The organism is Sulfurimonas sp. hsl 1-7, assembly GCF_030577135.1.
GTDB classification, from domain to species: Bacteria; Campylobacterota; Campylobacteria; order Campylobacterales; family Sulfurimonadaceae; genus Sulfurimonas; species Sulfurimonas microaerophilus.
On the sequence record NZ_JAUIRR010000001.1, the window covers coordinates 17728 to 30319 of the forward strand.

The window sequence follows — 12592 nt, forward strand, 5'->3', positions numbered from 1 at the left end:
GGCAAAAGGTAATATGAATTTTATAAGAGTAATGATCGAAATATTATGATGAGTATTTAAAATTGTTTTACCTTTGTTGATTGAAGTGATTATTTTTATAAATTATATCACAAAATTATCACTTTGCTATTCAATAGAAGATACTAAAGTATTATTATGTTAAAATATTATAAGAGATATATCTATACTTGTCAATAAAAAAGGTGAAAAATGTCATTTGAAAAACTAGGAGTTTTTAAGCCTCTGTTAGATGCGATAAACGATCTTGGCTATAGTGAGCCAACACTAATACAACAAAGAGCTATTCCGTTAGTTTTACAAAAAAAAGATCTTTTTGCAACAGCACAAACCGGAACCGGAAAAACAGCAGCATTCGCTCTGCCACTTTTACAAAAATTAAGAAAAAAAGATGAAAATAAAGGTGTAAGAGGTGTAATTGTTTCTCCCACAAGAGAGTTAAGCGTACAAATTTACGAAGATATTACCGCTTATGCAAAATATATGGATATTAAATGTGAAGCTATCATCAGCGGAAAAGATATCACAAAACAGATTCAACGTTTAAAAGGCGGGGCTGAAGTGATTGTCGCAACTCCGGGAAGACTGCTTGAGCTGACACAAAACGGACTGAAGCTGGATGATGTAGAAGTTTTTGTACTTGATGAAGCTGATCGTATGCTTGATATGGGATTTAGTAGAGATATTAAGGCTATTCATCCACTTTTACCAAAAAGACATCAAACACTACTTTTTTCAGCAACGTTTTCAGAAAAAGTAAGAAAACTATCAAAACTAATCCTTACATCACCTGCATTTATTGAAACTGCAAAGAAAAATACAACTGTAGATACTATTAATCAGGTAGCGTACTTGGTAGATGCTAATAGAAAAGCTGAGTTGTTAGCGTATTTGATAGGCTCGAGAAATTTCCCTCAAGTTTTAGTATTTACCAGAACAAAAGCGAGTGCAGATGTTTTAGGAAAAGAGCTTGAAAAAGATGGTCTAAAAGCGGGTGTAATTCACGGCGATAAAACAAAAGCAAACCGTCTCAAAACTTTAAAACAGTTTATGGAAGGGAAGTTCCGTGTACTGGTTGCTACAGATATCGCCTCTCGCGGGCTTGATATTGAAGAGCTACCGTATGTAATTAACTATGAACTTCCGTCTATTCCTGAGGATTATGTGCACCGTGTAGGGCGTACTGGTCGTGCAGGTCGCGAAGGGGAAGCTATCTCTTTACTTGATGTGTATGAGAAGTTTGAGATTCGTGATATTGAAAAGCTGATCGGTCAAAAGATCGAGAAAGAGACGGTAGAAGGGTTTGAACCCGATCCAAATATTCGTAGAAAAGATGTTGATGAAGTAAAACTAAAATCGGAACACAAAAAGCAAGACAAACGCTTTGTTGCGAAAAAAGCAGAGCCGAAGAAGACAACTGCCAAAACTGTAAAAATGGCAAAAAAAAGAAAAACTACCAAAAGGGATCCACGCTAGTTGTTTGCAGATTATACTTTAGAGATTTTATATCAAGACGAGTATCTAGTCGCGATCAATAAACCAAGCGGACTTTTGGTACACAAGTCTATGATCGACAGACATGAGATCTATTATGCGATGAAGATGTTGCGTGATCAGATAGGGCAGTGGGTATATCCTATCCACCGTTTAGATAAACCTACAAGCGGGGTGTTGCTCTTCGCCTTAGACAAAGAGAGTGCCCGCCTTTTAAATGAACAGTTCCGAGAACGTTCTCCCCAAAAAACTTACATAGCAGTGGTGCGTGGTTACTTAGAAGACGGCGTTATCGATTACCCGCTTAAAGAGAAGCTTGATAAGATTGCCGACAAGGATGCCAAAGAGGATAAAGAGGCACAAGATGCGCTTACCCACTATAAAGTTCTTGATCAGATAGAGCTGCAAGCAACTGTAGGGAAATACGATACTGTTCGCTATTCCTTAGTGGAGCTGAGTCCAAAAACGGGACGCAAACATCAACTGCGTCGCCATATGAAACATATCTCCCATCATATTTTAGGAGATACAAAATATGGTCGGGGCGAACATAACAAGTTTATCCGTAAGGAGTACAATGTGCATAGATTATTATTGCATTGTACACGTTTAGAATTTCTGCATCCCTATAATAATAGAGAATTAGTTATCGATGCAGAGTTCGATACGACATTTCAAGAATTATTTAAAAAATTTAATTGGAGTATATGATGAGTAGTGAAGTACAAGAGATATTTTTAAAAGATTATAAACAACCGAGTTTTGCTATTGAAAGCGTAAATCTTACATTTGAGCTTTTTGAAGAGGAAACAAATGTAACAAATATTATGAAGTTTAAAAAGCTAGACGGGAGTTCAGAGCTTGTTTTAGATGCACAGGAATTGGAGCTAAAAGAGGTTGTTCTTGAGGGTGAGATACTTGGAAGTGACCGTTATACACATGATGAAGAAACGCTTACTATTTCAAATGTACCACAGGAGTTTACTCTAGAGATCAGAAATAGAATCTATCCGCAAAAAAATACTGAACTAGAGGGGCTTTACAAATCTGGAGATATTTTTTGTACACAGTGTGAACCTGAAGGGTTCCGAAGAATCACACCATACCTTGATCGTCCTGATGTAATGAGTGTTTTTACTACAACTGTGATTGCAGAGAAAGAGAAGTATCCTATTCTTTTAGCAAACGGAAACAAGATCCATTGTCATGAGAGTTTCGATACACGTCATGGTGTAACATGGCACGATCCACACCCAAAACCTTCATACCTTTTTGCACTTGTAGCCGGAGACCTTGATTATATAACAGATAAGTTTGTAACTGCCGGCGGGAATGATGTTGAGTTAAATATCTATGTAGATAAAGGTAATAGCGATAAAGCGGACCACGCTATGAAAAGTTTGGTAAACGCTATGAAGTGGGATGAGGAAAAGTATGGTCGTGAGTACGATCTAGACATCTATAATATTGTTGCAGTTGACAGCTTTAACATGGGAGCTATGGAGAACAAAGGGTTAAACATATTTAACTCGGCATACGTACTTGCAGATGCAGATACTGCGACTGATGCAAACTTTATGGGGATCGAGTCTGTGATCGCACACGAGTATTTTCATAACTGGACGGGAAATAGAATTACGTGTAGAAACTGGTTCCAACTTACACTAAAAGAGGGACTGACGGTATTTCGCGATCAGTGTTTCTCTGCAGATATGAACTCTCGCGAAGTACAGCGCATAGAGGATGTTAAAGCTTTAAGAGAGCGTCAGTTTGTAGAAGATGCATCTCCTACGGCGCATCCGATTCAGCCAAAGTCATATATCTCTATGAATAATTTCTATACTGCAACGGTCTATGAAAAGGGTGCTGAAGTTATCCGCATGTTACATACTATGCTTGGTGAAGAAAATTACAGAAAAGCGACTGATCTGTATTTTGAGAGTTTTGACGGTCAAGCGGTAACAACGGATGATTTTTTATGGGCTATGAAAGAGTATGGAGAGTTTGATCTGGAACATTTCAAACTTTGGTACGATCAAAGCGGGACACCGAGTTTAGAGGTGAAAGAAAATTTCGAAGATGGAAAATATATCTTAACACTGACACAAAAAGTTCCAAACAAGGTAGACGGCTCACTCCAAAAGGCTATGTACTTCCCACTAAAAATTGCTCTGTTGGACCAAAACGGTACGGTAGTTGAAGAAAAGATGCTTATTGTTTCAAAAGAGAGTGAATCTTTTAGTTTTGAAGGTTTTACACAAAAGCCAATCATCTCAATCAACAGAGACTTTTCGGCACCGGTTATTATTGAACATCAAAATGTTGATTTCGCATTTTTAATGAAGCACGATACTAATAGTTTTACAAAATATGAAGCTGCGCAAGAGTTTGCCATTACAACACTATTTAAACTTATAGAGGATATTGAAAGTGATATTAGTGAATATTTAGAGGCATTTGGAGCACTGCTTGAACTAGATATGGATCTTTCATATAAAGCGCTTTTACTTGAACTCCCTTCAATCTCTACATTGATGCAAAAACAAAAAGTGGTTGATTTTGAACCTTTATATAAAGCAAAAGATAAACTTTCTTATGAAGTTGCTAAAAAATATGAAGCAAAACTGTTAAAACTTTATTTCCAAAATCATGAACCGCTCAATAGTGAACTAGATAGTCAAAGCATTGGTAAGCGTGCATTGAAAAACAGAGTACTTTCTCTTTTAAGCGCTTTAGAATCAAAAGAGATAGCAACTGTTGCAAAAGAACAATATGAACATTCGTTAACTATGACAGACAGAATTACCGCTTTAGATGTTTTAGAGTCAATTGATGCCCGGTTGAGTGAAATAGCTTTTAATAACTTCTATAATAGATACAAAAATAACACTTTAGTGATGAATAAATATTTTGCACTCTTAGCAGCATCACCAAGAGAGGGTGTGCTTGATCGAGTGATGGCATTGCAAAATGATGAGGTGTATGATGAAAAAGTTCCAAATCTTGTACGTTCACTTATAGGTGTTTTTGCAAGAAATTATAAATATTTTCACGCTAAAGACGGATATGGGTATAAATTTTTAAGTGATAAGATTATTGAGATAGATAAAATAAACCCTCAAATGGGCTCAGCCCTTGCAGGAGCATTCAAAATTTACCCGAAAATGATTGAATCTAACAAAAAATTGATGAAGAATGCTTTAGAATGTATCATATCTACACAAGATATTTCAAAAAATACATTTGAAATCGTAAGTAAAATTTTAAAGTAAAATAAGTTTTTCAAATTAATCATAGTTGTTCAGTGCCATACTTTAGGAATTTAAAAAAAATTATGTAGAGTATAACTTTACGAAATAGTAAATTTTAAGCTTTTTATTGTGATAATAATGTGATTTTATTCTGTTAAAGTTGTATTAGAACTTATTAAAAGGGAAGGTTTATGGCAAGATTAGTCGTACTTGGTGGTGGTGTTGCAGGTCATACTGCAGCTACATTCGCCGCAAAATGGTTAGGTTCAGCACACGAAGTTGTGGTTGTGACTCCAAATGCAAAATGGAACTGGATTCCGTCAAACATTTGGGTTGGTGTTGGTGAGATGTCAAAAGAGGAAGTAACTTTTGAATTAGCTCCTGTTTATGCAAAAGCAGGTATCACATATAAGCAAGCTAAAGCAGTTTCATTAAATCCGGAAGGAAGTGAAGCAACTGATAAGCCTTTTGTAACTATTGAATATACTGGACAAGACAAGGTTGGGGAGTCTGAAAACGTAGAGTATGATTACATCATTAATGCTACTGGTCCAAAACTAAATTTTGGTGCAACTCCTGGTCTAGGTGAAGGAAGTGAGATCGGTGAGCATACAGTATCTGTATGTACAGCTGATCACGCAGTTCACGCATCTGAAGAGTTTGCGAAGTGTATCGAAAAGATGAAAAACGGTGAACGCCAAAAATTCTTAATCGGAACAGGCCACGGTATGTGTACATGTCAAGGTGCTGCTTTTGAGTACATCTTCAATATTGAACATGAATTAAGAAAAGCTGGTGTTCGTGACATGGCAGATATGAAATGGATCTCAAACGAGTCGTTCTTAGGTGACTTCGGGATGGGTGGACTTCATATGAAAGTTGGCGGTTATGTAGTAAGCTCTAAACTTTTTGCTGAATCACTTTATGCTGAAAGAGATGTAGAGTGGTTAATCGGTGCACACGTATCAAAAGTTGAGAAGGGAAAACTTAACTATGAGCTTCTTGATGGAACATTCGGTGAAGAAGAGTTTGACTTTGCAATGCTTATTCCACCGTTTGCAGGTGTTGGCTTAAAAGCTTACAATAAAGCGGGTGAAGATATTACTGATGTAGTCTTTGCTCCAAACGGATTTATGAAAGTTGATGCTGACTATACTGCTAAGCCTTATGCTGAGTGGAAAGCTAGTGACTGGCCAAGAACATACCAAAACCCGACATACCCAAATATGTTTGCAGCAGGTATCGCTTTTGCACCACCGCATCTTATCTCTCAGCCGATGAGTTCACCAAACGGAACTCCTATCAATCCTACTCCGCCAAGAACTGGTATGCCTGCTGGTATCATCGGTAAAGCGGTAGCTCACTCTGTATGTGATCTAATCACTAAGGGTGAAGGTGCTCATTTACATGAAGCTTCTATGGCTGAGATGGGTGCTGCATGTGTTGCATCTGCAGGTAAAGGTTGGTTTGACGGACAAGCGGCTGCAATGACTGTTTATCCTGTTGTACCAGATTTTGAAAAATATCCTGGAACTGGACGTGATACAGATTATACATTCGGTGAAATCGGTCTTGCTGGGCACTGGATTAAACATATTCTTCACTATATGTTTATCTACAAAGCGAAGCTAAATCCAGGCTGGACAATGATTCCAGAATAATAGAAGGAGTATAAAATGAAACACGAAGAAAAAAACTTTGCAAAAAGTAGAGACTTTAACTTAACTATGATTCCAGGAAAGTTCGCAAGAGCTATGAGAACATGTGTTATTTATCAGTTTCTTAGATTTTTAGTTATCAATATTAAGATGCTAATCGTAGTGAGTAAAAGTCACTAAATTTTTCTATCTAAGCTATGTTTTTAGCTTAGATAGTACACAGAATGAAAAAAAGTAAGAGATGGTAAAAGAGTTAATAAAATATCCAACTCCGCTCAGTGTTGAGTATGGAATAAATGTACGTGAATTTGATGAAAAATTATTTTCCTTAATAGATGATCTCAAAGATACTATAAATGAAAATAATTTAAAAGCATTATCGGCTTTTCAAATAGGGAACTATTTAAATGTTATAGTTTTAAAAAATGAAGATGGTAGTTTTTTAGAACTTATCAATCCTAAAGTGATCGCTCATAGCGGGGAAGTTACTACAGTAGAAACTACATCGTATTATGATAACTTAAGCGCTCAGGTAACGCGTTATGAGAATATTAGCGTTATATACCAAAATAGAGCAGGTGAAAATCAAGTTTTAAAAGCTGAAGGTGATCTGGCAATTATTCTACAGAGAAAAATTGATTATACATTTGGTTCAACATTTATAAATAAGTTGTCAAAAGAGGAAAAACAAAGATTTGAAGGAAGCTTGGAATTTGGTTCTGATATAGGGTATGAGAACTATTGTCCAACAACATTTTTTAAAGATAAAATTATAAGATTTATAAATATTATAATAGCTTTACTTTTTTTCGTTTTTGTAATATCATTCTTGGTAGAAGATAAGAAAATGTTATCTGACATTTGGCAGTATCAACTATATACATCATATTTTATAGGTCTCATGACTATTGTATATATCGTTTACGGTAGATATGAAGGGTTACAATATAAAACGTGTACAAGTTGTCAAATAGGTAATATTTTAGGGACGGCATTTATCGCAATGGTAAAACTATCTGCAGTGATGACACTTTCTTATATCTTCGTAAAATAAAGATATTAAAGAAATGAAAATGGCAGAAAATATAGGCTCTTTATATGAGTGTAAAGATATCTTTTCTAAATCAAAACAGAGTATATTGCAGCAATGGGTTAGCTATGATACCTCGGCGGAGATTTTACAACTTCATAAGATAGATAAAGATTACTTTATTGAAACGTATGGAAGTGGCGTTTTTGACTATTTTATGGGTGTAATCTCTGGAGAAGTACAAATAGGCAACTGTCCTGTTATGCAAAACTTTTTGAGCTATTTGAAAAACAGAGAAATTAGTGCCGATGAGCTCTTTGAATTATGTAGTCATTTTAGACGCTCAATGATCGACTTCTCTTACGATGCAAAGATTAACTCTAAAGAGGTTTTTGATGCAATCTCTTACATCTTCGATCAAAATTTCCGCGGTATTCTAAAGTACTATACAGACGTAATTTTTCAAAAACTTGTTGATGCGAGACAAGAAGCTCTTATAGCATCACAAGCAAAAGAGTATTTTTTATCGAATATGTCACATGAGATACGCACACCTTTAAATGCGATTCTCGGTTTTGTAAATCTCCTTTTAGATGACGATCTTCCAAAAAAACATAGAAACTATTTGGATATTATATTGAACAGCGGAGAAAATCTTTTAAGTATTATTAATGATATTTTAGACTTTTCAAAACTCAGAAGCGGAGAGTTCCATATTGAGCCAAAAGTGTTCTCTCTTCATGATGAGATCTCGCATACTATGGAGTTATTTGTAGCAAGTGCAAAGATGAAAAATATTACTATAACTTCATTTATCGATCCTAAAATACCACTTCAATTAGAGGGAGATATTTTAAGAATCAAACAAATACTCTCCAACTTTTTAAGTAATGCTATTAAGTTTACACCTTCAGACGGGCATATTCACATAGAAGCAAATTGTAAAGATCAAGTCTTGAAAATTTCTGTTGAAGATAACGGAATAGGGATCTCTCAAGAGGATAAAGAGAATATCTTTTTAGCTTTTGGACAAGCTCAATTTGCAAAAGAGAGTAGAAGTGACGGAACCGGCTTGGGACTTTCAATATCTTGTCAGTTGGCAGAGTTGATGGGTGGAGATGTTGGAGTAGAGTCGGAAGTAGATCAAGGAAGCCTTTTTTGGATGAAGATCCCGGTAGAGATTCATACAGATGAACATCTATACTTTGAAGAGGTGGAAAAACTTAAAAACTTTAAAGTTGCAGTATATGCAAAAAACTATTCTCTTAACTATAAACACAAGTCATTTCTAAACTATGCAGAAGTGTTCAATATGGATATTGCCATAGTTAACTCTTTAGATTTAGAGTATGACATATGTATATTTTTACATGAAGAGTTAACTTCGGAAGATATGAGCAAAATAATTAACTCCGATAAAAAGTTTATTAGTATAGTTTCTCAAGAGTGTGACATTTACGATAATTATATGCATACAAATACTATCTCTTTCCCTTTGTATTGCGAAAAATTGAAAGTTGCTTTTGAGGAGCTTTTATATCCTCAGGAGTATTTAGAACACAGAAAGAAGATCTCTAAACACTTTAAAGGGAATATTTTAGTAGCTGAGGATAATGAGGCAAATCAGGAACTTATTAAAATCATACTCTCAAAATACGGTTTGGAGTTTGATATTGTCAATAATGGTCTTGATGCTATTGAGTTATATAAAATCAATAGATATGACCTTATTTTAATGGATGAACAGATGCCAAAAATGGATGGCACGCAAGCGGTTGAAAAGATAAGAGAGTTTGAAAAAGAGAACGATTTGGAACATACACCTATCTCTGCATTGACAGCAAATGTTTTAAAAGGTGCTAGAGAAAAAGGGCTGTTACACGGATATGATGCATTTTTAGGAAAACCTATTGTTTTAAAAGACTTAGAAAATCTTTTTGATACATTTTTAGAACCTGACTATACACATCTTTCAGTTGATCAGAGTAAGAGTTCATCCGATGTTAAGATACTCGGTTTAGATGCAAAAGCACTCACAAAAGAGTTAATGTTAAGTATTGATGAATTAACAATGTTAGTCGATCTTTTTGTGACTAAAATGCAACAAGTTTTACCTGAACTACAAGAGGCTATAGAGAAAAAAGATTACTACAAAATAGCTAAAAAAGCACATAATATTAAAGGCTCTAGCGGTAATTTTAGAATAGAGTTTTTACAAAAGACAGCAAGTGAAATGGAAGAGATGGCCAAAAAAGAGGAATCTTTTTATGACTATGAAGGAAATTTCTTGAAAATGAAAGAGGCTATAGAAGCTATAAAAATTTTATAGAGTTTTTTTACTCTTCGATATAATATCCGATTCCGGATGCATTCTTAATAATGTCTGTTTCAAGTTTATTTCTAAGTCTCCATACAAGTGTACGGACACTGTTTTCTGTAGCACCTTTGTCTTCCCAAACATAATTTACGGCTTGTTCAAACGTTACTACAGAACCGAGTTGTGCTACCAATAGTCTTAAAAAAGCGTTCTCTTTTTTTGTAAGTTTTAACTTCTTTCCATGATAAAACGTTTCACAGATACTAATATCTAGGTGATAGTCGTCTCCAAAAGGGACAATAGGTTCATCAGAAGAGCGTTTTGCATAAAGCATTTTTTCGAGATTCATTTTATCAACTTTTAGTGTGTCGATATCATGTTTTCTCTCGTTTTCTACCTGGAATTTGAACAAAGCCATTTGAATTGTAGCATGTAGTGAATTCGGATCAAAAGGTTTTACAATGTATCCGTAAGGTTCTGTCACTTTTGCTCTTGTAATTATCTCATCATCAGTGTAAGAAGTGAGGTAGATAAAGGGAATGTTATAGTTCTCTTTTATATATTTGGCAAGTTCAATTCCGTCATCACTCTCTTGTAAAGAGATATCGATAATAACTACACTCGGACGATGTGTAGATATCTTGATCTTAGCCTGTTCAATGTTATCACATACTCCAACTACACTGTAGCCGTGTTTTTGTAAAGATATGTTGAGATTAAGTGACGTTATTTCATCATCTTCAACAACTAGTATTTTATCTTTAGTATTCATCTTTACACTTCCTATATCAAAAAAAAATGATTAATATGTGATAACACAATATCTAAAATTATAATATAACTTTTTTTTATTTACAATACTTAATCTAAATAAGTGTAAAATTTGTTACAAAATGATACTAACAGATTATAATATAATCTCAAAAGGATTGATAATGCGCTTATTTATGACGTTTCTATTAGTAGTATATGCAAGTATTATATCTGCAAATGAAGTAAAAAAATTACCGAAATTAGAACTAAAACCTTTAACAGAAAAAGAAAAATCTGTAATTATTTATAAGGGTACGGAGAGACCTTTTAGCGGAAAATATTATAATTTTGATGAAAACGGTACATACTATTGTAAACAATGCGGTGCAAAACTTTTTTATTCAAAAGATAAGTTTCACAGCGGGTGTGGTTGGCCTAGTTTTGATGATGAAATTGAAGGAGCCGTAAAGAAAGTAAAAGATGCCGACGGTAAAAGAGTAGAGATATTATGTGCAAGATGCGGAGCACATCTAGGTCATGTTTTTGAAGGGGAGGGGCTTACAGATAAAAATAGAAGATATTGTGTAAACTCTATCTCTTTAGATTTTCAAAAAGCTGATCATAACACTCTAAAAAAAGCTTATTTCGCAGGGGGATGTTTCTGGGGAGTTGAGTATTATCTTGAAAAGAAAAAAGGGGTAATGAGTGTCGTATCCGGTTATATGGGTGGAGATAAGCCAAATCCTAGTTATAGAGATGTATCACATGGAGATAGCGGTTATCTGGAGACTGTAGAGGTGACTTACGATGCAACTCAGGTTGATTATGAAACATTGGCAAAACTCTTTTTTGAGATCCATGATCCAACGCAAAAAGACGGGCAGGGACCAGATATTGGAACACAGTACAGTTCAGCTATTTTTGTCTCTAATCTAAATGAGAGAAAAATAGTGCAGAAATTGATCAAGCTTTTAGAGTTAAAAGGGTATGATGTCGCTACAACTATTCGAGATAAAAAAGAGTTTTATGAGGCTGAAAAGTATCATCAAGACTATTATGACAGAAAAGGGAAAAAACCGTATTGTCACGGTTATGTAAAAAGATTTTAAAAGGTAGAATAATTGATAGAATATGTTTTAATGGATGAGTATATAGAGTTATATAAACTAATCAAACTTTTAGACTTGGTAGACAGCGGAGCTGAAGCTAAACAACTGGTTGCTCATGAGTATGTATTTAGAAACGGTGAACTTGAAACAAGAAAAAGAGCAAAAATTGTTAAAGGCGATGTTTTAACGATAGGTGATGAAGTAACTATAAAAGTTGTGTAAACTTTTATAGTACAAATGAACTTATAAGCCCTATAACTCCTCCAAATACTCCGCCCCAAACAACAAGCCATTCAAGATGTTCACGAATCAGTTTCTGTACTAATTCTTTTACCATTTGCGGTGTAAGTTCATTCAGTCTTGTATCTATTACGGTTTCAATAGAGTTAAGAATGTCTTCGTTTAATGAAGAGCTTTTAAGATGTTTATCAAGTGTTTGTGCAAAACTTTCAGAAGAGACAATAGTTATCATCGCTGACTTTAGTTTATTTGTAAAAGGTTCGCGTAGCCCCTCTAACGCTTTTTCTCCGCCAAACATACCAAGCATACCGCCAAAAGGGGAATCCATTACGGTTTTGGTAAGTGCATCATAAGCAGGGGAAAAATCACTCTCTTCAATGATCGGAGTTAAGTCTATCTTCTTCTCCTCATTTTGAAAGAAGTTTTCCAACTGCTCTTTTGTAAAAAACTGCTCCATTAAAAGGTTTTTGATCGCACTTTTAAATGCTTCAAAACGTGAAAGAATCACTCCAGAACCATAAAGAAAAGGAACTTTTTCAAAAAGCATATGGACCGCTAGTTGATTTGTAAGGGCACCTGAGAGTGCAAAAAGACCCGTAAAGAGTAAACTTGAAGCAACTAAAGGATCTAAACCTGGCATATAAGATAAAGCGATGAATAGTATTGCGGTAAAGTTAGTTATAAAACTTTTATTTAATATCAAATTATTCTCCAAATTTTTG

Annotated in this window: 11 protein-coding genes; 9 read left to right on the plus strand and 2 right to left on the minus strand. The window is 34.8% G+C overall.

The window, feature by feature from the left end; translation table 11 throughout:
- Positions 1-210: 210 nt before the first annotated feature.
- The 7 genes from QWY88_RS00075 to QWY88_RS00105 all read left to right on the plus strand — a co-directional run bounded on the left by QWY88_RS00075 (position 211) and on the right by QWY88_RS00105 (position 9780).
- Positions 211-1494, plus strand: a complete 1284-nt coding sequence (locus QWY88_RS00075) for a DEAD/DEAH box helicase (RefSeq protein WP_304542764.1) — start codon at positions 211-213, stop codon at positions 1492-1494.
- Complete coding sequence (truC, locus tag QWY88_RS00080) at positions 1495-2223, plus strand: tRNA pseudouridine(65) synthase TruC (protein WP_304542766.1); 729 nt, start codon at positions 1495-1497, stop codon at positions 2221-2223. It abuts the gene before it with no gap.
- The gene (gene pepN, locus QWY88_RS00085) at positions 2223-4784 is read left to right on the plus strand and encodes an aminopeptidase N (RefSeq protein WP_304542767.1); all 2562 of its coding nucleotides are present in this window, start codon (positions 2223-2225) and stop codon (positions 4782-4784) included. The genes truC and pepN overlap by 1 nt, the downstream gene beginning before the upstream one ends.
- Before the next feature lie 170 nt (positions 4785-4954).
- Positions 4955-6424, plus strand: a complete 1470-nt coding sequence (locus QWY88_RS00090) for an NAD(P)/FAD-dependent oxidoreductase (protein WP_304542769.1) — start codon at positions 4955-4957, stop codon at positions 6422-6424.
- A 15-nt stretch (positions 6425-6439) separates the two neighbouring features.
- On the plus strand, positions 6440-6601 hold the full coding sequence (locus tag QWY88_RS00095; protein WP_304542771.1) for a hypothetical protein: 162 nt from the start codon (positions 6440-6442) through the stop codon (positions 6599-6601).
- A 61-nt stretch (positions 6602-6662) separates the two neighbouring features.
- Positions 6663-7475: a peptide deformylase gene (locus tag QWY88_RS00100; RefSeq protein WP_304542773.1), complete on the plus strand. Its 813-nt coding sequence runs from the start codon at positions 6663-6665 to the stop codon at positions 7473-7475.
- Positions 7476-7494: 19 nt separating this feature from the next.
- On the plus strand, positions 7495-9780 hold the full coding sequence (locus QWY88_RS00105) for an ATP-binding protein (protein ID WP_304542775.1): 2286 nt from the start codon (positions 7495-7497) through the stop codon (positions 9778-9780).
- A 7-nt stretch (positions 9781-9787) separates the two neighbouring features.
- Here QWY88_RS00105 and QWY88_RS00110 read toward each other — a convergent pair whose 3' ends face one another.
- Positions 9788-10540 (minus strand): response regulator transcription factor, encoded by a 753-nt coding sequence (locus tag QWY88_RS00110; RefSeq protein ID WP_304542777.1) that lies wholly within the window; start codon positions 10538-10540, stop codon positions 9788-9790.
- A 163-nt stretch (positions 10541-10703) separates the two neighbouring features.
- On the opposite strand from QWY88_RS00110, the gene QWY88_RS00115 reads away from it, so the two are divergent.
- Both QWY88_RS00115 and QWY88_RS00120 read left to right on the plus strand, forming a co-directional pair.
- Positions 10704-11630: a bifunctional methionine sulfoxide reductase B/A protein gene (locus QWY88_RS00115; protein WP_304542779.1), complete on the plus strand. Its 927-nt coding sequence runs from the start codon at positions 10704-10706 to the stop codon at positions 11628-11630.
- Positions 11631-11642: 12 nt separating this feature from the next.
- Entirely contained in the window at positions 11643-11852 is a 210-nt protein-coding gene (locus QWY88_RS00120; protein ID WP_304542781.1) for an RNA-binding S4 domain-containing protein, read from the plus strand.
- Between the two features lie 4 nt (positions 11853-11856).
- Here QWY88_RS00120 and QWY88_RS00125 read toward each other — a convergent pair whose 3' ends face one another.
- Entirely contained in the window at positions 11857-12573 is a 717-nt protein-coding gene (locus tag QWY88_RS00125; RefSeq protein ID WP_304542783.1) for a DUF445 domain-containing protein, read from the minus strand.
- Positions 12574-12592 lie beyond the last annotated feature (19 nt).

Bases quoted from the DNA above. Each gene is read 5' to 3' on its own strand.
- QWY88_RS00105 (WP_304542775.1), top strand. From the start codon at position 7,495: ATGGCAGAAAATATAGGCTCTTTATATGAGTGTAAAGATATCTTTTCT.
- QWY88_RS00115 (WP_304542779.1), top strand. From the start codon at position 10,704: ATGCGCTTATTTATGACGTTTCTATTAGTAGTATATGCAAGTATTATA.
- QWY88_RS00100 (WP_304542773.1), top strand. From the start codon at position 6,663: ATGGTAAAAGAGTTAATAAAATATCCAACTCCGCTCAGTGTTGAGTAT.
- QWY88_RS00090 (WP_304542769.1), top strand. From the start codon at position 4,955: ATGGCAAGATTAGTCGTACTTGGTGGTGGTGTTGCAGGTCATACTGCA.
- QWY88_RS00075 (WP_304542764.1), top strand. From the start codon at position 211: ATGTCATTTGAAAAACTAGGAGTTTTTAAGCCTCTGTTAGATGCGATA.
- QWY88_RS00095 (WP_304542771.1), top strand. From the start codon at position 6,440: ATGAAACACGAAGAAAAAAACTTTGCAAAAAGTAGAGACTTTAACTTA.
- QWY88_RS00110 (WP_304542777.1), bottom strand. From the start codon at position 10,540: ATGAATACTAAAGATAAAATACTAGTTGTTGAAGATGATGAAATAACG.
- pepN (WP_304542767.1), top strand. From the start codon at position 2,223: ATGAGTAGTGAAGTACAAGAGATATTTTTAAAAGATTATAAACAACCG.